The organism is Rhodanobacter thiooxydans LCS2 (genome assembly GCF_000264375.1).
GTDB classification, from domain to species: domain Bacteria; phylum Pseudomonadota; class Gammaproteobacteria; order Xanthomonadales; family Rhodanobacteraceae; genus Rhodanobacter; species Rhodanobacter thiooxydans.
Genome location: NZ_AJXW01000043.1, coordinates 262,210 through 285,229, shown reverse-complemented (window position 1 = coordinate 285,229; position 23,020 = coordinate 262,210). Strand labels below are relative to the sequence as shown.

Sequence of the window (23,020 nt, the reverse complement as noted above, 5' to 3'; positions counted from 1 at the left end):
CCGGTCGTCAGCGCCACCACTCACACCGTCATTCCCGCGAAGGCGGGAATCCAGAAAGCCCCCCATGAAGCGTGAACTCCAGCCCGCCGTCTACATCCTGGCCAGCCAGCGCAACGGCACGCTGTACATCGGCGTCACCTCCAATCTGGTCCAGCGCGTCTGGCAGCACCGCGAAGGTGTTGTCGAAGGATTCACCGAAAAACACAACGTCAAGATGTTGGTCTGGTACGAGCAGCACGCCACCATGGAAAGCGCCATCACTCGGGAGAAATCCCTGAAGAAATGGAACCGAGTCTGGAAACTGAGATTGATCGAAGCAGCCAATCCCGAGTGGCGCGATCTGTGGGCGGAAATCGTGGACGCTCCAAGCGCAGATGTTGTCCGCGCCGAAGCGCTGGATTCCCGCCTTCGCGGGAATGACGAGCGGGGGACACCATGAATCTCCCCGCATCAGCTCCCGTCACCCCAGCGCTGGCCGCCGTCATTCCCGCTCCCACCGCCGTCGTTCCCGCCCCCGCCGCCGTCATTCCCGCGAAAGCGGGAATCCATGGGCTTGGCTCTTCGCGGTGCGTGCCATGAGCTTGCCTAAGTATGCGGAGTACAAAGAGACTGAATCGCCGTGGCAGCTTGAAGCACCTTCGCATTGGAGCGGTAGCCGAGTCCGCTTTGTTGCTGGGCTGAATCCTTCAAAGCGCGAAGTTGCCGTCCTCGATCGGGATACTGAGGTGTCATTCCTGCCTATGGATGCTATTGGCGATGACGGCAGTATTCGATTGGATGAGACCCGCCTCCTGTCGCAGGTCGAGAATGGCTACACCTACTTTCGCGACGACGACGTTGTGATCGCAAAGATCACGCCTTGCTTCGAGAACGGGAAAGGTGCCGTTATCCGAGGGCTTCTTGGAGGTGTGGGGTTCGGAACGACAGAATTGATTGTGGTCCGACCGAGACCTGCAAAAACGACCAGTGAGTATCTGGGATGGTTATTCGCGTCACCGACGTTCCGGAACGTAGCGGAGGGCGCTATGTATGGTGCTGGCGGCCAGAAGCGCGTTCCTGATGATTTCGTGCGCGACTTCTCGATGGCTTTTCCACCGATTGAAGAGCAATCCGTCATCGCCGCCTTCCTCAACCGCGAAACCGGCAAGATCGACGCACTGATTGACGAGCAGGGAAAGCTGCTGACCCTGCTGGCCGAAAAGCGCCAGGCCACCATCTCCCACGCCGTCACCCGCGGCCTCAACCCCAACGCCCCGATGAAAGAGTCTGGCGTGCCATGGCTGGGGCAGGTACCGGCACATTGGGACGTAGTGCCTTTGATGTATTTGACGGAGCCCAATCGCCCCATCATGTACGGAATTGTTCTTCCTGGACCCGATGTTGAGGAAGGAATTCCGATCGTGAAGGGCGGCGACGTCAGGCTGCACAAACTCAAGGTCGATCTGTTGAACCGAACAACTGTAGAAATTGAGGCTCCATTTGCAAGAGCTCGGCTTCGGCCGATGGATATCGTGTATTCAATTCGCGGCACGATCGGTGATGCTGAAGTGGTACCGGACGAGCTTCTTGATGCGAATATCACTCAGGATGTTGCCCGAATCTCACCGAGATCTGGTATCCAAACTGGTTGGTTGCTTTATGCAATGAAGTCAAAGCCAGTATTTGTCCAGCTTGAACAGCGCTCCCTCGGCGCCGCAGTTCGTGGCATCAATATTTTCGAGTTAAAGCGCGCAAAGATCCCCGTTCCACCAAGCGTCGAGCGTGACGCAATTGCTACTTTTCTGAAAGAAGAAGCAGAAAAACTTGATGGCTTACGTTATGGCGTAGAACACGCCATTGCCCTCCTCAAAGAACGCCGCAGCGCCCTGATCGCCGCTGCCGTCACCGGCAAGATCGATGTGAGGCGTGCCGCATGAACGGAAAAAGCGAGGCGGTAGTCGGCTTCCTCGCCAATCTGCTGCCGCTCTACGACGGTGAACGCCACGAAGGCCTGTGGTGCGCTCGCTCGCTGATCGACGGCACGCGGATACTGCCAATCGATGAATCCGATAGTGACGACGAGCAGGGCTGGGTGCGCGTGCAGTGGCAAGGCGATCCAAGCCGGGAGCAGGAAACACGCGGCGACATGCTCGCTACCGTTGCCCTTGACCGCTACGTACGCCTGCAGGGCGCCGGCTACGACGAGGAAGCGATTGCCGGCGAGTTGTGGTTCATGGCACGCCACTTCCACTTCAAGACGGGTTGCGACGTATATCTGCCGCAATTGAAGGAGCCACCGAGTCAGCTCCGCAGAGTCGGTCGGGTCGTCTTGAAGTTTGGGGGCGGCGTGCTGGTCAACGCTGTGAGCAAGTTGAGCGGTGTTGGTTAGCTACATTAGGAAAGGCTGCGACGACAATGGCAGTGTGTGAAATTTCAGGGGACGAGAAATGAGCGACATTCAGCTGTTCCGCCTGAGCGGTGTCAATGCGATGGAGCTTTCCGGCCGCGCAGCGGCCGTGGAAAAACATCTCCAATCCATGATCGAAGCGCAGATGCCGACCTTCCTCGGCGTGCGCTTCCTCGCCACCGAATACGCCACCGGCAAGACGCACAAGGGCCGCATCGACTCGTTGGGGCTGGACGAGAACGGTTGCCCGGTGATCATCGAGTACAAGCGGCACACCAACGAGAACGTGATCAACCAGGGGCTGTTCTACCTGGACTGGCTGATGGACCACCGCGCCGAATTCCAGTGGCTGGTGATGGAGAAGCTGGGCAAGGGCGTGGCCGAGCAGGTCGACTGGTCCGGCACGCGCCTGTTGTGCATCGCCGCCGACTTCACCCGCTACGACCAGCACGCGGTGCAGCAGATCCCGCGCAACATCGAGCTGATCCGCTACAAGCTGTTCGGCGACGACCTGTTGCTGCTCGACCTGGTCAACAGCGTCAGCGTGGATGATGCCACCGCGGCCAAGGCTGATGCCGGCATTCCGGCGACGACGGTGAAGGCCAAACCCGTCGGCAAGGACAAGACGGCCGAAGAACAGCTCAGCCAGGCGCAACCCGTCATCAAGGAGCTTTACGCGACCCTGGCCGGCTACCTGCTGGCGCTGGGTGACGACGTGCATGAAAAGCATTTGAAGCTGTATGTCGCTTTTCGCCGGCTGAAGAACTTCGCCTGCGTGATCCCGTACAAGGACAAGCTGCTGGTGATGCTGAAGCTCGACCCGGATACCGTTGCGCTGGAAGACGGATTCAGCCGCGATGTGCGCAACATCGGCACCTGGGGAACGGGTGATCTGGAGCTGTGTCTGCGTGGGCCCGCAGACCTTCAGCGCGCGCTGCCGTTGCTGGATCGTAGTTACAGTGAGAACTGATGACATGACTATTGAACGAAAGCTGCTGAAAGATGTGGCGTCAACGCAGTTTCGGCCTTAGTTGCAAAAATGTTGCCTAAAAGGCTACATTCGTTGCCCTATGAGCAACACTTCGACCTTGATGGATCAATTGTTCCCGGCCACCCGCCAGCGGGTGCTGGCGCAGTTGCTGCTCAACCCTGACTCGAGTTTCCACCTGCGCGAGTTGGCTCGTCTGACCGGCAGCCATGCCGGCACGCTGGGGCGCGAGCTGGACAAGCTGACTGAAGGCGGCCTGGTGCTGCGCAGCGAGCAGGGCAATCAGGTGCGTTATCAGGCGGATGCGGGTTGCCCCCTGTTTGCCGAGCTTGCGGCGATGTTTCGCAAGACCCACGGCATGGTGCCGGAGTTGCGCGCGGCGCTGGAGCCGCTGGCGAAGAAGATCCAGCTGGCCATGGTGTTCGGTTCGATGGCCCGCGGCACGCAGTCGGCGGGCAGCGACATCGACCTGCTGGTGGTGGGGAAGGTGGGCTTTGCCGAACTGGTGCAGGCGTTGTACCCGGCGCAGCAGTCGTTGCAGCGCGAGATCAATCCAGTGTTGTACGACGCGGCGGAGTTCGCGCGACGGGCAGCGGGTAACGATGGCTTTGTACGACAGTTGTCGGACCAGCCCGGTGTTTTCTTGATGGGGGATAAGGATGACCTTGCAAAACTTGCTGGCGATCAAGCGCCTGCTGGCCCACACGCCTGATGCGGCGGCCTTGCAGAAATTGCTGCTGGCGGCGCGGCGCAATCTGGACGATGCAAGCGTTACGGCGATCAGCACCGACAACCGTTTCGATGCGGCGTACAAGTGCCTGATGCAGTGCGCGATGCTCGGCCTGTGGGCCAGCGGTTATCGTACGGCGACTAGCCAGCCCGGCCATCATCAAACCGCGATCCAGTGCCTGACCCTGAGCATGGGGGTGCCGGTGCAGACGGTCATCGTGCTGGATGCCTTGCGCAAGCAGCGCAACCTCAGTGATTACGAAGGCGATCCGATCTCCGGGGCCACGCTGGCTTCGTGCCTGGACGAAGCGGGCAAACTGTTGTCGCATACCAAGCGATGGCTGCGCGATCACCATCCCGACTTGCTGGGTGACGCATGAATCTTCACCAGGAACATCACTTCGAACGTGAGATCTGCGAACACCTCGCCACCCACGGCTGGCTGTACGCCGAAGGCGATGCGGCGAACTACGACCGCAGGCACGCGTTGTATCTGCCCGACCTGCTGGCGTGGATCGAGGCGACCCAGCCGGACAGCTGGCAGCGGCTGGGCAAGACCCACGGCCCTGCGGCGGCCGAGCGCATCGCCGAGCGCGTGCGCAAGAACCTCGACGAGCGCGGCACGCTGGAGGTGTTGCGCCGGGGCGTGGAGATGCTGGGCTTGAAGGAGCCACTGTCGCTGGTGCAGTTCAAGCCGGCTCTGGCGATCAATCCGGTGATCCAGCAGCGCTATGCGGCGAACCGCTTGCGCGTGGTTCGGCAGGTGCGCCATTCGCCGAACCAGCCGCACGATGCGCTGGACCTGGTGCTGTTCGTCAACGGCATCGCGGTGGCCACGGCGGAGCTGAAATCCGACTTCACCCAGAGCGTGGGCGATGCGGTGGACCAGTACCGCTTCGACCGGCACCCGCAGCCGAAGGGCGGCCTGGCCGAACCGATACTCGGTTTTCCCGGTGGCGCCCTGGTGCATTTCGCGGTGAGCCAGGCCGAGGTGATGATGACCACGCGTCTGGCCGGGCCGACGACGCGCTTCCTGCCGTTCAACCGGGGCAACCACGGCGCGGCGGGCAATGCGCCGAATCCCGATGGCTTCGCCGCCGCGTATCTGTGGGAAGAAGTGTGGGCGCGCGACAGCTGGCTGGAGATCCTGGGTCGCTACCTGATCGGCAAGCGCGACGACAAGAAGAAACTGGCGGGCGTGATTTTCCCGCGTTACCACCAGCTCGACGCCACTCGCAAGCTGGTCGCCGACGTGCTGGCGCAGGGCGCCGGCCAGCGTTATCTGATCCAGCACTCGGCCGGCTCGGGCAAGACGAATTCGATTGCCTGGAGCGCACATTTCCTGGCCGACCTGCACGACGCGGAAAACCGGAAGCTGTTCGACAGCGTGCTGGTGGTGTCCGACCGCAACGTGCTGGATGCACAGTTGCAGGAGGCGATCTTCGACTTCGAGCGCACCACCGGCGTGGTGGAAACCATCACCAGCGAGCACGGCAGCAAGAGCGCGCAGCTGGGACAGGCGCTGAAGGACGGCAAGAAGATCATCGTCTGCACCATCCAGACTTTTCCGTTCGCGTTGCAGGCGGTGCAGGAACTGGCCGCGACCGAGGGCAAGCGCTTTGCAGTGATCGCCGACGAGGCGCACAGCTCGCAGACCGGTGAGGCAGCGGCCAAGCTCAAGCAGTTGCTCAGCGCCGAGGAACGAGCGGAGCTGGAAGACGGCGGCGAGATCGATACCGAGACGCTGCTGGCCGCCGGCATGGCCGCGCGTGCGGGCGGCAGCAAGGGCCCGACCTACGTGGCGTTCACCGCCACGCCGAAGCAGAAGACGCTGGAGCTGTTCGGCCGCCCCGGCGCGGACGGCTTGCCGCAACCGTTTCATGTGTATTCGATGCGCCAGGCGATCGAGGAGGATTTCATCCTCGACGTGCTGAAGAACTACACGCCATACCAGCTCGCGTTCAAGCTGGCCCACGAGGGCAGGGAGTACGACCAGTCGCAGGTGGAACGCAGCGCGGCGATGAAGGGGATCATGCAGTGGGTACGCCTGCACCCGTACAACATCGCGCAGAAGGTGCAGATCGTGGTGGAGCATTACCGCGAGAACGTGCAGCCGCTGCTGGGCGGCAAGGCCAAGGCGATGGTGGTGGTCGGCAGCCGCAAGGAGGCCGTGCGCTGGCAGAAGGCGATCCGTGGCTACATCCAGCGGCAGAACTACGCCCTTGGCGTACTGGTGGCGTTCTCGGGCGAGGTGAACGACCCGGAGAGTTTCCCGGCGCCGGTCATGGAGACCAGTGCGGATCTGAACCCGGGCCTCAAGGGTCGCGACATTCGCGACGCCTTCGCCGATCCCGGTTATCACCTGCTGCTGGTCGCCAACAAGTTCCAGACTGGCTTCGATCAACCACTGTTGTGCGGCATGTACGTGGACAAGATCCTGGGCGGCATCCAGGCGGTGCAGACGTTGTCGCGGTTGAATCGCGCGTACCCGGGCAAGGACACCACCTATATCCTCGACTTCGTCAACGAAGCGGCGGAGATTCTCAAGGCGTTCAAGGCCTATTACGCCACGGCCGAACTGGAGGCCACCACCGATCCGCACCTGGTGTTCGACCTGCGGGCCAAACTCGATGCGAGTGGCCACTACGACGATTTCGAGGTGGATCGGGTGGCCAAGGTCGAGACCGATCCACGCGGCACGCAGGCGCAGTTGAGCAGCGCCATTGCCCCTGTTGCCGATCGTTTGCTCAAGCGCTACAAGGCGGCACAACAGGCGCGAGCTACTGCACTGGCAGACGGCGACGACAAGGTGGCTAAAGCCGGCAAGGACGTGCTGGATACCTTGCTGCTGTTCAAGAACGACATGGGTGCTTACGTGCGCCTTTACGCGTTCCTGTCGCAAGTGTTCGACTACGGCAACACCGATATCGAAAAGCGCTTCATCTTCTACAAACGGCTGATCCCGCTCCTTGAGTTTGGCCGCGAACGCGACACGGTAGATCTGTCCAGGGTGCTGCTGACGCATCACACCTTGCGCAGCGCTGGCCGTCAGCCGCTCAGCCTCAACGGCGACGGTGGCTACAAGCTACCGCCAATGGACGCCGTGGGCAGCGGCTCGGTACAGGAAAAGCAGCAGGCGTATCTGGCCGAGATCATCGAGAAGGTCAATGGCCTGTTCGAGGGGCAACTGACCGACGACGACCAACTGGTCTACGTCAACGGCGTGCTCAAGGGCAAGCTGCTGGAAAACGAAACGCTGGTACAGCAGGCCGGCAACAACAGCAAGGAACAGTTCGCCAACTCGCCCGACCTGAAGGATGCGCTGATGCACGCGATCATGGATGCGCTGGAAGCACATTCGAGCATGAGTACGCAGGCGCTGGGTTCCGAGCGCGTGCGCGCCGGGCTGAAGGATATTTTGCTGGGACCGGCGCAACTGTACGAAGCGTTGCGGGCCAAGTCGCAGAGTGGGACGACCGCGCCATAGCTGATCGTCTGGTCTGGTAGATGAAAGGAGCCCCGCAAGCGGGGCTCCTTCGTTTTTACGCCGTTGCCAGCTCAGTGCTGCGCGTTCGCGCTGGCACTGGCGTTGCCGTCGGCCTGTGCCGAGGTGGAAACGCCGCTGCGCGCCGAACCGTGGGCACTGGCCTGACCGCTGGCCTGGCCGCTGGCGTTGGCGGAGCCGTTGCCATGGGTCGAATCGGCCTTGGCGTTGGTGTTGCCCTGGGTTGCGCCCGAGCCGGACACGTCGACCGACTTGTCCCCGGCGCTGCGCGCGGCGCCGGAAGCGTCCGACAGCAGCCCCGGCTTCGAAGCGGTTTCGCTGCCCGATGAAGTGCCCGAATCAGCCGAGGTGGCCTGCGACGCGTTGCCGGCGGCAGCCGTGCCGAGCGAACCGGCGCCCTTGGCGGACTGCGCGCCGGAGGCTGACGCCTGCTGCGCCGTACTCATGGCGGTGTTGGCCGAACCCGCGGCTTCGCCTTCGGCGTTCGCCGTCGCCTGGCCTGCGGCATTCTGCGCGCGGTTCGCCGCGTTGCGGCTGCTGCGTTCAGCCGTCGAGACGGCCGAACGTGCCCGATTCGCGGCCTGGTCCGCGGCGCCGCTCACGGCGTCGCGCGTGGCGGCGGTGTCGAGGGCGCCGCTTGCGGACGAATCCAGTTGCGCTGCGCCGTTCAGCGTGCCATCCAGCGCGCCGTTGCCGGCGTTGGCGCCAGCCGCGCCGGCCAGATTGCCAGCGGCGTCAGCGGCGGCGCGGCCATTCACCTGGCGGGTGGCCTGGGTGGCGGTGTCCGTCGCGGTGGCGGCGGCGCGGGCGGCACGCTGGCGCAGACGCTCCGCGCGCCGTTCGGCGGCCCGCGTGTTGATGTCGGGAGAGAGACGGCCCATGCCGCGGGCCGAACCGTCGAGCTGGCCGCCGATCTGGCCACCGACCTGGCCCATGGTCGCGTTGACAGGGCCTTGCAGGCCGCCGGTAATGCCGCCGCCGAGTCCGCCGCCACCCAGGATCTGGGCGTGCAGCGGAGTCATCGAGGCCAGGGCAAGGGCGCTGGCGAGCAGGGCGCCATTGAGGGTCTTGTTGCGGAGAGTTGTATTGCGCATGGGGTGGACCTCCTGCCAGCGGCCGATCCGCGGCTTCCAGGGTCCTTTACGTTTGCGCGCGGAAGATCCTTCCGTGTCGGCCGACTGCAGTTGGTCGGTGTTCAGCTTCAGGGCGACAGCAAGCCATAGCCGCAGCGCGGGTCGCGGTTCGATGCGCCCAGATGGCGGGCTTCGCCGGCCAGTTGCTGCTGCGTCTGCGCTGCGGCATCCGCCTCGGGCGCGCCCAGCAGGTGCGCGGCCTTTCGCGCCACGATCGGCGCTGCGAACGAGGTGCCGCGCAGCGCGTTGCGGCCGTTGCCGGCCACGCCGGATGCGCAGAAATCCACCTGGTCGCCGCTGCCGGCTTCGGGTAAGACGCGGTCGTGCGCGTCGACGCCGCTGACGCCGATCACGCCCGGGTATGCAGCGGGAAACAGTGGCGGTGCCGCCGGTCCATCGTTGCCGACCGCGCTGACCAGTACGTGGCCGCGCGCGATCATTGCCTGCACCGCGCGCGCGAGCACCGGGTTGTCGGGGCCGACCAGGCTGATGTTGACCACCGCCACGTGCTCGCGCGCCATCCAGGCGAGCGCGTCAACGAGATTCGAGGTGGCGCCGCCGACCGCGTCGCCGCACCACAGGTCGGCGGCATACAGCGTGTCCGGGTCGCCGGCAACGAGGCGAGCGGCGACCGCGGTGCCGTGCCGCGACGGGTTCGCCGTCTTGCAGCCGTGCCGCTCGATGCGCGCGCGTGCCAGCGCAGGGTCGGCCGGGTCGACCCCACCATCGATCAGCCCTACGCGCTGCACCGGTGCGCCGGACGCCGGTGCCGCTGCGCTCGTCGCGCCGGCCACGTCTTCTTGGCCGGCGGGCAGGTAGAGATGCTGGTAAGTGAATGCCGCGTCCGGCACGGCCTGCTGCAGCGCGTGCAGCGCCCTGGCCGTGCTGCGTCCGCGGGTGTCGTGCAGGACCACGAAGTCCAGCCCCAGCGTCGCGTCCGCCGATGCTTCGCGAACCACTGCGAAACCCAGTGCCTGCACCGCATCGCGTTGCGCCGCCGACAAGCCCATGGCGAGGAATTCGCCACGCAGGACCGGTGCGCCGTGGGGGTCGACGTCGACGCGCCGAGGTTCCCTGCGCAGCAGTGTCTCGATCTGCAACTTGCGCGTGATGGCCAGTGGCCCGCGCAGCAGGTCGTCGACGCTGCGCAAGGGCGACGCGGGAACGACAGGGGGAAGGTTCGTGCCGGGCACCTGCAGGTTGGGCAGGCCCTGCACCGGTCCGAGTATCTGTGCCCGTGCCGGCGTCGCGCCGGCCACGGCCAGCGCGATAGCCAGCAACGGGACGAGCATGGCGGGCGGGCGGTGCAATGGCATGGCCGGGGGCCTCGGGAGCAACGGGGCCGGATGCTAGCATGGGCCCGCTTTACGCCCTCGAACTGCGCCGATGCGGGCGAGGGAAGGAATCCCCCTGTTCGGTCGTAGTGGAAGGTGATGCGTGAATTCGAGCGACGCCGTGCGCGAAGGACTGATCCCGCTGCTGCCGCGCCTGCGCCGTCTGGCGCGGGCGCTGGCGGGCCAGGTCGCCGACGCCGACGACCTGGTGCAGATCGTGCTGGAACGCGCGCTGGCTCGTGCCGCGCAGTGGCGGCCGGACGCCGCGCTGGACAAATGGGTGTTTGCGATCGCGCGCAACGCCTGGCGGGACGAACTGCGTGCGCGCGGCAGGACACAACATTTGTTCGCGCCCGAGGAAGCCGGGGAGATGGCTGCCGACCGCGCCAGCGCACAACCCGCGCAGCAGCTGGAACTGGCGATGGCGTTGGCGGCGTTGCCGCCGGACCATCTCGAAGTGGTGGCCCTGGTGCTGGTTGAGGGCATGTCGTACGGCGAGGCCGCCGAGTTGCTGGAGGTGCCGGTGGGCACCGTCACCAGTCGCCTGGCTCGCGCCCGCGCCACCTTGCAGGCCCATCTTGGGAAAGACGCATGAATCCGATCGACGACGACACCTTGCAGGCTTACGTGGATGGCGAACTCGACGCGTCCGACGCCGCGCGCGTCGATGCCGCACTGACGCACGATGACGTGCTCGCCCGCCGCGTGCGGCAGGCGCGTGCCGTGCGCGCGCAACTGCGCGCCGCGTTCGATCCGGTACTCGACGAACCAGTGCCGGAGCGGCTGTCCGCCTTGCTGCAGCCGCCGGTTGCAATGCCGGTCACGCCGCTGGTGGTGCCCGTGGGCACACGCACGGACACCACGCGCCGCCGTGCACCGCGCCGCTGGTTCGTGCCGGGCGCGGCGCTGGCCGCATCGGTGGCGCTGCTCGCGGTGACCCTGTGGTGGTGGCGACCCGGCGGTGAGCTGGTGCGCATGCAGGGCGACCAGTCGTTTGCCGCGGGCGCGCTGGAGCGCGCGCTCGATCATGCACTGGTGAGCGAACCGGACGCGAAAGCCATGGTGTCGATTGGCCTGAGCTTCCGCAGCAACGACGGGCATATCTGCCGAACCTTCGTGCTGCACCCTGCGCCGGCCCGAGCCGGCCTTGCCTGCCATGGCGATGCGGGCTGGGAGCTGCCGGTGCTCGGTACGGCGGCCGCGCCGGAAGGCGGCGAATTGCGCCAGGCGGCGAGCAGCATGCCGCCCGCGGTGCAGGCCGCGGTCGATGCCCGCCTGCGTGGCAACGTGTTCGACGCACGGCAAGAGCGCGCCGCGCGCGATGCCGGCTGGCGCTAGATGTGCGGCAGCGGGCATTGCCGCCGCCGCGGGGGCAACGGGCCCTGAGCGGGAAGTTGACCTGCGCTTCGCAGGCGCGTCGCTACCGTCGGGGCAACGGTCTGTGCCGGGCGCTGTGCTGCGACAGCCGGTGGCGTCGGACATCGCGTGGCCGTTTCCACCTGCCAGGAGGAACTACCCGTGTCCGATGAAAATGCGAAGAAGCCGATCGATCAGCTTGCCGACACGGTGGCGCAGCTCAAGGAGATGCGGCACTACTCGAAGAACAACGTGGAAACGCTGACCGCCGCGTGGCTGCTGTTCGACGGTGAACTGTCCAGGCTGAAGCAGGCGGACAAGCTGGCCGACCTGATGGACCGCCAGGCGCAACTGCACGAGGCACTGGAGACGGTGATCAACGATCTGGACGAGCAGCTGGCGAGGATGCAGCCCGAACCCGAGCCCGGGGCATAGGCGACCGCGGAGCGTCGCTGGCACCGGCACGGACTGCCTGGCGCGGGCCGGTCGGGCCGCGGCGCGATGGGCGGTGGTGCGGTGTGCTGGCGCGTCGCTGGCCTGATATATATGTGCCTCAGGCCAGGGGTGGGCACGAACTTCCGGGGGCGGCGAGATGGTGGATGTTGAAAGCAGGGTGGAGGCCAATGGTGCCGTCTACCGGACGCTGCTGGAATCGACCCGGGCGATCCCGTGGAAGATCGACTGGGACAGCAAGCAGTTCGCCTACATCGGGCCGCAGATCGAGGCGCTGCTGGGCTGGGCGCCGTCGAGCTGGGAAAGCGTGGGCGACTGGGCCAGCCGCATGCATCCGGAAGACCGCGACTGGGTGGTGGATTTCTGCGTGGCGCAGTCGCAGGCGGGGGTGGATCACGAGGCCGACTACCGCGCGCTGACCCACGACGGCCACTACGTCTGGATCCGCGACGTGGTGCACGTGGTGCGTCGGCCCGACGGCACGGTCGATTCACTGATCGGCTTCATGTTCGACATCAGCGAACGCAAGCGCACTGAGCAGCAGCTGGTCAGCCTGCAGAAGGAGATGGAGGAACTTTCCTTCCGCGATGGCCTGACCGGTGTGGCCAACCGGCGGCGCTTCGACGCGATCATCGAGCTCGAGTGGAGTAACGCGCGGCGCAACCGGCAGCCGCTGTCGTTGCTGATGATCGATATCGACTACTTCAAGCAGTACAACGACCGCTACGGCCACCTGGAGGGCGACGCCTGCCTCAGGCGGGTGGCACGGTTACTCAGTTCGGCAGCCACGCGTGCACGCGACCTGCTGGCGCGTTTCGGCGGCGAGGAGTTTGTGCTGGTGCTTCCGGAGACCGACGCGGCGGCTGCCGCCAAGCTCGCCGAACGCTGCCGCGAACTGATCCTGGCCGAGCAGATCCCGCATGCGTCGTCCCCGCTTCCCGTGCTGACGATCAGCCTCGGCGTGGGCAGCATGATCCCGGGCCACGGCGATGAAGCGCGGGCATTCATCGACGCGGTGGACAAGCGGCTGTATCAAGCCAAGCAACTCGGCCGCAACCGCATCATGGCTGGTTAGCCCTGGCGCCCGCAGCCGGCGAACGCATCCCGATGGAGAACAGCATGGGCAGGATCATTCTTTTCGCAGCGCTGGCCGTTTCGGCGCTACCGGTTTTTGCCGCAACCCAGTCCTACGCCGATGCCAAGGCGCTGGCCGATCGCGACGAGGCCTCCGTGTCGAAAGCGCAGTCGGCGGCGCTGCTCGCCTCGCAGAAGGCGGTGATCGAGCGGATCGTCCCGGCCTGCGCAGGGGGCGTGGGGCCGGCGGGCATGCCGCCGTTTGTCGTCGTGGTGGAACTGGATGCGGCCGGCAAGGTGGCCGCGACGTGGCGCGAGGGCAGCTCCGACTTTGCCGTCTGCTTCGAGCAGCAGCTGGGCACGCTCTCGCTGTTCGCCCCGCCGCGCGCGCCGTTCTACACGTCGTTCGAGATGAGCATGTCGCCTGGAGATTGACGCCCTGCGCCGGCATCGCCCCCGACACAGGAAGGCCCCGCGTGCGGGGCCTTCCTGTGTCCTGCCTGGGCGAAGCGGCGCGGCCGATCAAGCCTCGGCTTCTTCCTTGTACGCATCCACCGGAATGCAGGCGCACTGGATGTGCTTGTCGCCGTAGACGTTGTCGACGCGGGCCACCGGCGGCCAGTACTTCTGCAGCTTGAGGCTGGCCAGCGGGAACACCGCCAGTTCGCGCGGGTAGGCATGGGTCCACTCGCTGCCGCTGACCATGGTGGCGGTGTGCGGGGCGTTCTTCAGCGGGTTGTCCTCGCGCTCCAGCTTGCCTTCCTCGATCGCGCGGATCTCGTCGCGGATCTGGATCATCGCGTCGATGAAGCGGTCCAACTCGACCTGCGATTCGCTCTCGGTCGGTTCCACCATCAGCGTGCCGGAGACCGGGAAGCTCAGCGTGGGCGCGTGGAAGCCGAAGTCGATCAGCCGCTTCGCCACGTCCTCGGCGCCGATACCGGTGGCGTCCTTGAGCGGGCGCAGGTCGAGGATGCACTCGTGCGCCACCAGCCCGTTGCGGCCGGTGTACAGGGTGGGGTAGTGCGGTGCCAGCCGCTTGGCGATGTAGTTCGCGTTGAGCAGGGCAACCTGGGTGGCCTTGCGCAGGCCTTCCGCGCCCATCATCGCGATGTACATCCACGAGATCGGCAGGATCGACGCGCTGCCGAAGCTGGCCGCACTCACCATCGCGTTGCTGCCGCTGCCGTGCGTGCGCACGCCGTCCGCACCGAAGGCCTTGGGCAGGAACGGCGCCAGGTGCGACTTCACCGCGCACGGCCCCACGCCCGGGCCGCCGCCGCCGTGCGGGATGCAGAACGTCTTGTGCAGGTTCAGGTGCGACACGTCCGAGCCCCACTTGCCCGGCTTGGCCACGCCGACCAGCGCATTCATGTTGGCGCCGTCGGTATACACCTGGCCGCCGTGCTGGTGGACGATGTCGCAGATCGCCACGATGTCTTCCTCGAACACGCCGTGCGTGGACGGGTAGGTGATCATCAGCGCGGCGAGGCGGTCGGAGTATTTCTCCGCAGCGTGGCGGATGTCCTCGACGTCGACGTTGCCGTTGGCGTCGCACCTGGTCACCACCACGGTCATGCCGCACAGGTGGGCAGAGGCCGGGTTGGTGCCGTGGGCGGATTCGGGGATCAGGCAGATGTCGCGATGCGCGTCGCCGCGCGAGCGGTGATACGAGCGGATCGCCAGCAGCCCGGTGTACTCGCCCTGCGCGCCGGAGTTCGGCTGCAGGCTGACCGCGTCGTAGCCGGTGCACTCGACCAGCATCGCCTCCAGGCCGTCGATCAGTTCCTTGTAGCCCTGCGCCTGTGCAGCCGGGGCCAGAGGGTGGATGTTGGCGAATTCCGGCCAGGTGATCGGGATCATCTCGGCGGTGGCGTTGAGCTTCATGGTGCACGAGCCCAGCGGGATCATCGTGCGATCCATCGCCAGATCCTTGTCGGCCAGCGCGCGCATGTAGCGCAGCAGCTCGTGCTCGCTGTGGTGCGTGTTGAACACCGGGTGGGTGAGGAACGCGCTCTTGCGCGCCAGGGCGGCAGGCAGGGCATCGGCGGTGGCGGCGTCCAGCGCATCGATGTCTGCGATGTTGCCGCCGAACAAGGCGGCCAGCGCGATCACGTCGGCGCGCGTGGTGCTCTCGTCGAGGCTGACGCCGACGCTCCCGCCATCGATGCGGCGCAGGTTGATGCGTGCTGCGGCGGCTTTGGCGTGCAGCGCGGCGGCATCCACGCCGGTGACGTGCAGGGTGTCGAAGAACTCCTTGCCCACGGCGACGCCGGCCTGGCGCAACGCGGCGGCGAGGATCGCGGCGAGGCGGTGCGTGCGACGGGCGATGCGGGTCAGCCCCTTCGGGCCGTGGTAGACCGCGTACATCGAGGCCATCACCGCCAGCAGCACCTGCGCGGTGCAGATGTTGGAGGTGGCCTTCTCGCGGCGGATGTGCTGCTCGCGTGTCTGCAGGGTCAGGCGGTAGGCGGGCTTGCCTTCGGTGTCGATCGACACGCCGATCAGGCGGCCCGGCATCGAGCGCTTGTACGCATCGCGGCAGGCCATGAATGCGGCGTGCGGGCCGCCGAAGCCGAACGGCACGCCGAAGCGCTGCGAGTTGCCCACCACGATGTCGGCGCCCCACTCGCCGGGCGCGGCGATCAGGGTCAGCGCGAGCAGGTCGGTGGCCACCGCGACCAGACCGCCACGCGCATGCACGGCGTCAGCGATGGCCTGGTAGTCGTTGATGCCGCCGAAGGTATCCGGGTACTGCAGCAGCACGCCGAACGCCTCGGTGCCGGCCGCGTCGGCGTCGGCGCCAACCACCAGCTCGATGCCCAGCGGCTCGGCACGCGTGCGCACCACTTCCAGCGTCTGCGGGTGCACGCCGCTGGACACGAAGAACACGTTCGACTTCGACTTGCACGAGCGCTTGGCCAGGGTCATCGCCTCGGCCGCCGCGGTCGCTTCGTCCAGCAGCGAGGCGTTGGCGATCTCCATGCCGGTGAGGTCGGCGCACATGGTCTGGAAGTTGATCAGCGCCTCCATGCGGCCCTGCGAGATTTCCGCCTGGTACGGCGTGTAGGCGGTATACCAGGCCGGATTCTCCAGGATGTTGCGCAGGATGACGTTCGGCGTGAGGGTGCCGTAGTAGCCCTGACCGATGAAGCTCCTGAACACCTGGTTCTTGTCCGCGATGGTGCGGATCCGGGCCAGCGCGTCCACCTCGGTCATGGCCGGCGCCAACGCCAGCGGCGCAGCGGACTTGATCGCGCCGGGAACGATCGCGTCGGTCATCGACTCCAGCGAATCGTGGCCGATCACATACAGCATCTGCGCAATTTCGGCGTCGTCCGGGCCGATGTGGCGCTCGATGAACGCGCCGTGGTGTTCGAGGTCGCGCAGGGAAGTGGGGTTGTGGCTCATGGGTGGGCATCCGAAGGCTCGCGTGCCGTGCCGCACGCGGGGCGCCCCTCTGTCCTTTTGCCTGAGAGTTTGGAAACGCGATGGCTGCGCTTCGTGCCCCTTCGGCGCCGGATTCAACCGGTCTCTCCAGAGTGTTTGCCGCAGGATGGTATGGGGCCTGAGCGATTACGGGCGTTGCGCCTTCGGCAGCGGACATCCCCGGTCTGGGGCCGCCTGCTTCTCCCACCATGCGTTTACCGCGGCGATTATACAGGGCGAGCAGCGCGTGTAGTGGCTTGCCGGGGTGTGGTTCAGGAACGCTCCCGCGTTATGCTCGGACGCCCCTTTCCCCGGCTCACCGGAGCTTCCATGATCCGTATCGGCGAGATCGACCACGTGGTGCTGCGCGCCATCGACATCGCGGCCATGCAACGCTTCTACTGCGACGTGCTCGGCTGCCGCGAGGAGCGCCGGCAGGACGAGATCGGCCTGGTGCAGCTGCGCGCCGGCGCCTCGCTGATCGACCTGGTAGCTGTCGACGGCAAGCTTGGCCGCCATGGCGGCACCGCGCCGGGCAGGGAAGGCCACAACATGGATCACCTGTGCCTGCGCGTGGAGGACTACGACGAGGCGGCGATCCTGGCGCACCTGAAGGCGCACGGCGTGCGTATCGGCGAGCTGGGTTCGCGCTACGGCGCGAGAGGCGAGGGTCCGTCGATCTACCTGTACGATCCGAAGGGCAACATGATCGAGCTGAAGGGGCCGCCAGCGTCGGCCGCGCAGTGACACCGTGCGCCTGATTCCCGCCACTTCCCGCCTCAGCCATCAGCCCAGACCGCGCTGATGATCTGCCAGCGTCCGTCGATCTTCAGCAAGTTGATGAAATCGACGTAGCGCGCCTCGCCCAGCGTGGCATCGAGTTTCGCCATAGCCGCGGTGCCAGCCTGGTCCACCGACGCGATGCGCCAGTTCGGCCCCTTGGGGTGGGTTGGGCGTCGCGCCTCGTAGCGGCCGATGGCTTCGGCGATGGAGTTGGCGCTCATCTGCCCGTCGACCAGGGTGTAATAGACCGCACGCGGATGATGGGTGATGGTCAACAGTCCGCCGTCGCTGTCGACGCTGGCGTCGATCTTGCGTTGCAGTACGGTGCAGATCTCGGAGAGGTCGTTCGCTGGAGTGGCCGGCGGATGGTCGCCCTTCATGGCGATCGAAAAAGTCTTGTTGACGACGCGCCAGCGACCTTCCGCGTGCAAGAGCAGCAGGTAATCGGTAAAGACACGGTCGGGGAGGTCGCTGCGCAGCTTGACCATGGCCACGTCGTGATCCACCTGCAGGTCCTCGATGGCGCGCGAGAAGGCGTGCTGTGCTCCCTGCTGCTCGATGGCGTGGCGCCATTCCGGCTGGGTCCGTGATTGCAGTCGCCCGTTGGCGTCCACCCAGAACAGGTTCGCCGAGCCGTGGAAGACCTGCTTCAGCGGTTCCGGCCGGGCGCTTTCTAGCGCTTGCACATACGTGGCGGCCATCGCCCGGATATGAGAGATGTCGGCGGCCGTGGCATCGAGGGGCCGGATCAAGGTAATAGCCAGGAGGGCGAGCAGCTTGAACATGGACGTTCTCCAGTGGGTGGCAAAAGCATGCGGTCTCCACGACATCGGGTCCAATTCAATATTTGTTACATTCATTTCGAAAAATTCGATAAGAGGCAACGATGGACGACCGCTATTTGCGCGTATTCCACGCCATCTGCCAGGCGCAGACCATGTCCGCCGCCGCGATGGCGTTGCATCTCAGTCAATCCACGCTGAGTTATCAGCTGGGGCAACTGGAGCAGTCGCTCGGGGTCGCCCTGTTCGAGCGCCAGGGCCGACGCCTGGTGCTGACGCCGGCCGGGCGGCGCATGCGCGATTTCTGCGACCGGCATTTCTCCGAGTACCGTCAGCTGCGGGCCGAACTCCAGCAGGCGCAGCCGGACGCACTGCGGTTGCGTATCGCGGCGGTCAGCGTGTTCGGGCGCAACATCCTGGTGCCACATCTGCTGGCGCTCGCCGCCGAGGGTGTGCAGGTCGAGCTCAGTTTTCCTGTGGCCATCGATGTTTTTCATCGCCTGCTGGGAGGCGCGGTGAACCTGGGCTTCGTCCATTTCAAGCCGGTCATGGCCGGGCTTGCCTATCGGGCAGTCCATCGCGAGGAATACGTGATGATCCGCGCGCGGGGCCATGTCCGCTCGCGCGCGCCGGCGCCGTGGGACGAAAGCGCGTTCGTGACCTATGAGGAATGCGACTACCTCATCGCCCGCTGGTATCAGCGCTGCTTCGATCGGCCGCCGCCGCCTTATCGCAGCGTGGCGCACATGGAAGAGATGGAGGAGGTGGTGCGCTGGGTCGCGGCCGGCCATGGGGTGGCGATCGTGCCTAGCTCCTGTCTCGGCCCTACGCACGTCAAGGATATCGAGACTCGGCAGACCGTCAGAAAATGTCCCAACGACGTGTACACGGTGTGGAGTGCTTCGGGTAAGCCCGATCCGCATGTGACCGGGTTGATACGCGGCGTTCGCGATGCGACCCGTGCGGACTAAACGTGCTTGTGCGCGAGAGTAGCGCGTCGATCATCGGCTGGCGACGAGAAGATCGGCGCGTTGCTTTCGTCTTTTCCTGAACCCTGAAAAGACGAAAGCCGCCTTGAGAGGCGGCCTTCGTTTACAATTGGTGCCCAGGAGAGGACTCGAACCTCCACGGAGTTGCCCCCGCTAGCACCTGAAGCTAGTGCGTCTACCAATTCCGCCACCTGGGCAGGTGTCACGCCGCTCGGTGAGCTGCGTGAGCCGCGTAATTTAGGCATCTGCCGGCGGCTTGTCAACACTTTTCACATCCATTCGCTGCGACGTGGCATTCTCCGCGGCGCAAACATCACAAGGACCTTGAGTGACCAGAAAAACTCCCCCCCGTTCCGGCCATCCCCAGGACTCGCGTGCCGCAAAGAAACCCGCCAAACAGGCGCCGCGGGCCGCCACTGCACCCGACAAGCGCAACAAGGCTGCCGCAGGCGCCGTGCGCGATCCCCATGCCGAGCGTGAGGCACAGCGTTATGCGCGCCCGATTCCCAGCCGCGAGGCGATCCTCGCCCTGCTCGAACAGCGCGGCGAGTTGCTGACCGAGGCGCGCATCGCCGAGGCGCTGGATATCCACGATGAAACCGACCTCGAGGCGCTGCGCAAGCGGCTTGCCGCGATGGTGCGCGACGGCCAGCTGCTGCTCGGCCGGCGCGGCGGCTACGCGCCCACGCAGAAGCTCGACCTGATCGCCGGCGTGGTGCTGGCCAATGCCGAGGGCTACGGTTTCCTGCGCCCGGACGAGGGCGGCGACGACCTGTACCTGTCGCCACAGCAGATGCGCGCGGTGATGCACGGCGACCGCGTGCTGGCCAGCGTGGTCGGCATCGACCGCCGTGGCCGCCGGCAGGGCGCGATCGCCGAGGTGCTGCAGCGTCGTTCGCCGCGCTTGGTTGGCCGGGTGGTGATCGACAACGGCGTGACCCTGGTGACGCCGGACGATCGCCGCCTGAACCAGGACGTGATGATCAAGCCCGGCCGCGAGCTGGGCGCGCGTTCCGGCCAGATCGTGGTGGCCGAGATCACCGATCCGCCGACCCTGCAGCGCGGCCCGATTGGCGAGATCCGCACGGTGCTGGGCGAGCGCCTGCAGCCGTCGCTGGTGGTGGAGATGGCGATTGCCAGCCACGACCTGCCGCACGAATGGCCGGCCGAGGTGCTGCGCGACGCGGCGCAGGTGGAACCGGCGGTGACCGCCGCCGAGCGCGAGGGCCGCATCGACCTGCGCAAGCTGCCGCTGCTGACCATCGACGGCGCCGACGCGCGCGACTTCGACGACGCGGTATACGCCGAACCCAGGCGTGGCGGCGGCTGGCGCCTGATCGTGGCGATCGCCGACGTTTCGCACTACGTGCAGGTCAGCAACGCGCTGGACAAGGAAGCGTTCGAGCGCAGCACCTCCACCTACTTCCCCGGCTTCGTGGTGCCGATGCTGCCGGAGACGCTGTCCAACGGCATCTGTTCGCTGAACCCGGGCGTCGAGCGGCTGTGCATGGTCTGCGAGATGCTGGTCGATGCCGAGGGCAACGTCACCAAGTCGAAGTTCTACGACGCGGTGATGCTGTCGCATGCGCGGCTGACCTACGACAAGGTGTGGCAGGCGGTGGGTCTGCGCGAACCGGACGCGCGCCACGAAGTGGCCGACGTGCTGCCGCAGCTGGAGCACCTGCACGCGTTGTACAAGGCGATGGCGGGCCAGCGCAAGCGCCGCGGCGCGATCGACTTCGAGACACCCGAGGTGAAGTTCCGCCTCGACCAGACCGGCGGGGTCGAGTCGATGGGCGCCACCGAGCGCAACGACGCGCACAAGCTGATCGAGGAATGCATGATCGCCGCCAACGTGCAGGCGGCGCTGTTCCTGGACAAGAAGAAAATTCCCGCGCTGTTCCGCGCGCACGAGCCGCCGCCGGCGGAGAAGTACGAGGACCTGCAGCAGTTCCTGCGCGAGTTCAAGCTGCGCATGCCGCCGGTGGACGAGGTGACGCCGGCGGACTTCGCCGAAATCCTGCGCATGGTGCAGGATCGTCCCGAGCGCGAGCTGATCCAGAGCGTGCTGCTGCGCGCGCAGAGCATGGCGGCCTACCAGCCGGACAACCGCGGCCACTTCGGCCTGGCGCTGCAGGCGTACGCGCATTTCACCTCGCCGATCCGCCGCTACCCCGACCTGCTGGTGCATCGCGCGATCCGCTACGCGCTGAGCGGGGGCAAGCCGTCCGACTACACCTATACGCCCGCCGAGATGGCGGCGATGGCGATCCACTGTTCCCAGCGCGAGCGCCGCGCCGAGGAAGCCGAGCGCGACGTGGACGAGCGCTTCAAGTGCGCGTGGATGGAGAAGCACATCGGCAGCGAATTCGACGGCGTGGTCACCGGCGTCACCTCGTTCGGCCTGTTCGTGGAACTGGACGAGTCGAAGGTGTCCGGCCTGGTGCACATCAGCCAGCTGATGAACGACTACTACCACTTCGACGCTACCCGCAAGCTGCTGAAGGGCGAGCGTACGGGCGCGCAGTTCCGCCTCGGTGACCACGTGCGGATCAAGGTGCTGCGCGCCAGCCTGGAAGACCGCAAGATCGACTTCCGGCTGGTGTCGCCGCGCACGCCTGCCGTGCCCCCGGCCGGCAGCGGCAAGGCCTACGACTATGCTGCCGCGGGCGAGCGTTACTCGCTGCCGAAGAAGGCCGCCACGGCCAAGGCACCGGGCATGTTCGGTAGGGCGGCCAAGGCGATCGGTCGCGCGTTTGGTCGCAAGGAGGTCGAGGTCGCTGCGCCGCCGGCGCCGGCCCCGCGCAAGGCTGCGGTGAGTGATAATCCGCCGTCGCGTGCAGCGGCGGCAACGCGCCAGCAAGCCGGTGGCGGGCAGCAGCAGGGCCGCAAGGTCGAGCCGCCATCCGACCGTCGTCCGCGCAAAGGCGATTCCGCCAAACGCGGGCCGGTCCCCGCTGCCGCCCCGCAGACACCGAAGAAACACGCTGGCCGCAAATCGAAACCGAAAGGCAAGTCATGAGCGAGAGCTGGATCGTCGGGATCAACCCGGTGGAAGGCGCGTTGAGCAACGACGCCGAGCGCGTGCGCGAGGTGCTGGTCGAGAACGGCCAGCGCAATGCCCGCGTGCTGGAGCTGGCCGAGCGCGCGAAGAAGCTGAAGATCCCGGTGCAGCATCGTCCGCGCGACGAGCTGGACAAGCTTGCCGGCGAAGCGCGTCACCAGGGCGTGGTGGCGCGTTATGAAGCGGCCCCGGCTGCACACGAAAATGACCTGGCCGGCCTGCTGGAGCGCGACGGCAGTGACGCGCTGGTGCTGGTGCTCGACGGCGTCACCGACCCGCACAACCTCGGTGCCTGCCTGCGCAGCGCGGCGGCGGCGAAGGTCACCGCGGTGATCGTGCCGAAGGATCGCGCGGTGGGATTGACGCCGGTGGTGCGCCGAGCCTCGGCCGGCGGTGCCGACCGCGTGCCGCTGATCGCGGTGACCAACCTGGCGCGCACGTTGCGCGAACTGAAGGACGCCGGCGTGTGGATCACCGGCCTGGCCGGCGACACCGACACCACCGTCTACGGCGTCGACTTCAAGGGACCGGTGGCGCTGGTGCTGGGCAGCGAAGGCGAGGGCATCCGCCGGCTCACCCGCGAGTTGTGCGATTTCGTGGCGAAGATCCCGATGCCGGGCACGATGGAGAGCCTCAACGTCTCCGTCGCCACTGGCGTCGCATTGTTCGAGGCCCTGCGCCAGCGCGGAGCGAAACGATGAATTTTTTCTGGTACGACTGGGCCGGCTATCTCGGCGTGGCGCTGGTGCTGCTGGCGTTCTTCCTGTTGCAGGAGCGCAAGTTGCAGGGTAGTGGGCTGGCCTACCAGTTGATGAATGTGCTGGGCGCGATCGGCGTGATGCTGTCGCTGGGCTTCGGCAACTTCAATCTGGCGGCGTTCATCATGCAGGTGGCGTGGTTGCTGATCGGCAGCTACGGCATCGTGCGTGGCATCCAGCGCCGCCGCGAGGCTCGCGAGTTGCCATAGCAGCGGCGTGCGCAGGGACGACCCTGCGCGCTTTCCCATTGCGGGGAC

Annotated in this window: 21 protein-coding genes, 1 tRNA gene and 1 riboswitch; of the genes, 17 read left to right on the top strand and 5 right to left on the bottom strand. The window is 66.1% G+C overall.

Going from position 1 to position 23,020, the window contains the following annotated elements:
• The first annotated feature begins 64 nt into the window (after positions 1 to 64).
• The 7 genes from UUA_RS10200 to UUA_RS10170 all read left to right on the top strand — a co-directional run bounded on the left by UUA_RS10200 (position 65) and on the right by UUA_RS10170 (position 7,590).
• Positions 65 to 439, top strand: coding sequence for a GIY-YIG nuclease family protein (locus UUA_RS10200; RefSeq protein WP_008436531.1), 375 nt, complete (start codon positions 65 to 67; stop codon positions 437 to 439).
• A 136-nt stretch (positions 440 to 575) separates the two neighbouring features.
• Positions 576 to 1,916: a restriction endonuclease subunit S gene (locus tag UUA_RS18550; RefSeq protein ID WP_081491530.1), complete on the top strand. Its 1,341-nt coding sequence runs from the start codon at positions 576 to 578 to the stop codon at positions 1,914 to 1,916.
• Entirely contained in the window at positions 1,913 to 2,368 is a 456-nt protein-coding gene (locus tag UUA_RS18545; protein WP_008436529.1) for a hypothetical protein, read from the top strand. Before UUA_RS18550 ends, UUA_RS18545 begins: the two co-directional genes overlap by 4 nt.
• 58 nt (positions 2,369 to 2,426) lie before the next feature.
• Entirely contained in the window at positions 2,427 to 3,356 is a 930-nt protein-coding gene (locus UUA_RS10185; protein WP_008436528.1) for a DUF5655 domain-containing protein, read from the top strand.
• A 121-nt stretch (positions 3,357 to 3,477) separates the two neighbouring features.
• The gene (locus UUA_RS10180; RefSeq protein WP_235605870.1) at positions 3,478 to 4,086 is read left to right on the top strand and encodes a nucleotidyltransferase domain-containing protein; all 609 of its coding nucleotides are present in this window, start codon (positions 3,478 to 3,480) and stop codon (positions 4,084 to 4,086) included.
• Positions 4,049 to 4,483, top strand: coding sequence for a hypothetical protein (locus UUA_RS10175; protein WP_008436516.1), 435 nt, complete (start codon positions 4,049 to 4,051; stop codon positions 4,481 to 4,483). The genes UUA_RS10180 and UUA_RS10175 overlap by 38 nt, the downstream gene beginning before the upstream one ends.
• The gene (locus UUA_RS10170) at positions 4,480 to 7,590 is read left to right on the top strand and encodes a type I restriction endonuclease subunit R (protein ID WP_008436515.1); all 3,111 of its coding nucleotides are present in this window, start codon (positions 4,480 to 4,482) and stop codon (positions 7,588 to 7,590) included. Before UUA_RS10175 ends, UUA_RS10170 begins: the two co-directional genes overlap by 4 nt.
• Positions 7,591 to 7,661: 71 nt before the next feature.
• Here the strand turns inward: UUA_RS10170 and UUA_RS10165 are convergent, their stop codons facing one another.
• Both UUA_RS10165 and UUA_RS10160 read right to left on the bottom strand, forming a co-directional pair.
• Positions 7,662 to 8,702: a prolipoprotein diacylglyceryl transferase gene (locus UUA_RS10165; protein WP_008436514.1), complete on the bottom strand. Its 1,041-nt coding sequence runs from the start codon at positions 8,700 to 8,702 to the stop codon at positions 7,662 to 7,664.
• Between the two features lie 107 nt (positions 8,703 to 8,809).
• Positions 8,810 to 10,057 (bottom strand): S8 family serine peptidase, encoded by a 1,248-nt coding sequence (locus UUA_RS10160; protein WP_008436508.1) that lies wholly within the window; start codon positions 10,055 to 10,057, stop codon positions 8,810 to 8,812.
• Between the two features lie 121 nt (positions 10,058 to 10,178).
• Between UUA_RS10160 and UUA_RS10155 the strand changes: the two genes are divergently transcribed.
• From UUA_RS10155 to UUA_RS10135, 5 genes are all read left to right on the top strand, one after another.
• Positions 10,179 to 10,670 (top strand): RNA polymerase sigma factor, encoded by a 492-nt coding sequence (locus tag UUA_RS10155; RefSeq protein ID WP_008436499.1) that lies wholly within the window; start codon positions 10,179 to 10,181, stop codon positions 10,668 to 10,670.
• Positions 10,667 to 11,413 carry an anti-sigma factor family protein gene (locus tag UUA_RS10150; protein ID WP_008436497.1) on the top strand — a complete coding sequence of 249 codons (747 nt, stop codon included), beginning with the start codon at positions 10,667 to 10,669 and terminating at the stop codon, positions 11,411 to 11,413. Before UUA_RS10155 ends, UUA_RS10150 begins: the two co-directional genes overlap by 4 nt.
• Positions 11,414 to 11,593: 180 nt before the next feature.
• Positions 11,594 to 11,866, top strand: coding sequence for a hypothetical protein (locus tag UUA_RS10145; RefSeq protein ID WP_008436496.1), 273 nt, complete (start codon positions 11,594 to 11,596; stop codon positions 11,864 to 11,866).
• Between the two features lie 157 nt (positions 11,867 to 12,023).
• Positions 12,024 to 12,959, top strand: a complete 936-nt coding sequence (locus tag UUA_RS10140) for a sensor domain-containing diguanylate cyclase (protein WP_039953774.1) — start codon at positions 12,024 to 12,026, stop codon at positions 12,957 to 12,959.
• A 44-nt stretch (positions 12,960 to 13,003) separates the two neighbouring features.
• Entirely contained in the window at positions 13,004 to 13,393 is a 390-nt protein-coding gene (locus tag UUA_RS10135; RefSeq protein ID WP_008436493.1) for a hypothetical protein, read from the top strand.
• An 87-nt stretch (positions 13,394 to 13,480) separates the two neighbouring features.
• Here the strand turns inward: UUA_RS10135 and gcvP are convergent, their stop codons facing one another.
• Positions 13,481 to 16,369 (bottom strand): aminomethyl-transferring glycine dehydrogenase, encoded by a 2,889-nt coding sequence (gene gcvP / locus UUA_RS10130; RefSeq protein ID WP_008436492.1) that lies wholly within the window; start codon positions 16,367 to 16,369, stop codon positions 13,481 to 13,483.
• Positions 16,370 to 16,408: 39 nt separating this feature from the next.
• A riboswitch (glycine riboswitch) is annotated at positions 16,409 to 16,509 on the bottom strand.
• A gap of 208 nt (positions 16,510 to 16,717) precedes the next feature.
• Between gcvP and UUA_RS10125 the strand changes: the two genes are divergently transcribed.
• Positions 16,718 to 17,134 carry a VOC family protein gene (locus UUA_RS10125; RefSeq protein ID WP_008436491.1) on the top strand — a complete coding sequence of 139 codons (417 nt, stop codon included), beginning with the start codon at positions 16,718 to 16,720 and terminating at the stop codon, positions 17,132 to 17,134.
• A 32-nt stretch (positions 17,135 to 17,166) separates the two neighbouring features.
• Here the strand turns inward: UUA_RS10125 and UUA_RS10120 are convergent, their stop codons facing one another.
• The gene (locus tag UUA_RS10120; protein ID WP_008436490.1) at positions 17,167 to 17,955 is read right to left on the bottom strand and encodes a nuclear transport factor 2 family protein; all 789 of its coding nucleotides are present in this window, start codon (positions 17,953 to 17,955) and stop codon (positions 17,167 to 17,169) included.
• A 101-nt stretch (positions 17,956 to 18,056) separates the two neighbouring features.
• Here UUA_RS10120 and UUA_RS10115 point away from each other — a divergent pair, with 101 nt between their 5' ends.
• Entirely contained in the window at positions 18,057 to 18,923 is an 867-nt protein-coding gene (locus tag UUA_RS10115; protein WP_008436489.1) for a LysR family transcriptional regulator, read from the top strand.
• Positions 18,924 to 19,051: 128 nt separating this feature from the next.
• On the opposite strand, the gene UUA_RS10110 is transcribed toward UUA_RS10115, so the two are convergent.
• Positions 19,052 to 19,138 (bottom strand) — tRNA-Leu (locus tag UUA_RS10110).
• Positions 19,139 to 19,395: 257 nt separating this feature from the next.
• Between UUA_RS10110 and rnr the strand changes: the two genes are divergently transcribed.
• From rnr to UUA_RS10095, 3 genes are read left to right on the top strand one after another with little or no spacing between them, the layout of a single operon-like run.
• On the top strand, positions 19,396 to 21,963 hold the full coding sequence (rnr, locus tag UUA_RS10105; RefSeq protein WP_008436488.1) for a ribonuclease R: 2,568 nt from the start codon (positions 19,396 to 19,398) through the stop codon (positions 21,961 to 21,963).
• Positions 21,960 to 22,706: a 23S rRNA (guanosine(2251)-2'-O)-methyltransferase RlmB gene (gene rlmB / locus UUA_RS10100; protein ID WP_008436487.1), complete on the top strand. Its 747-nt coding sequence runs from the start codon at positions 21,960 to 21,962 to the stop codon at positions 22,704 to 22,706. Before rnr ends, rlmB begins: the two co-directional genes overlap by 4 nt.
• A complete protein-coding gene (locus tag UUA_RS10095; RefSeq protein ID WP_008436486.1) occupies positions 22,703 to 22,972 on the top strand; it encodes a CBU_0592 family membrane protein in 270 nt (89 codons plus the stop codon). Before rlmB ends, UUA_RS10095 begins: the two co-directional genes overlap by 4 nt.
• Positions 22,973 to 23,020: the final 48 nt, after the last annotated feature.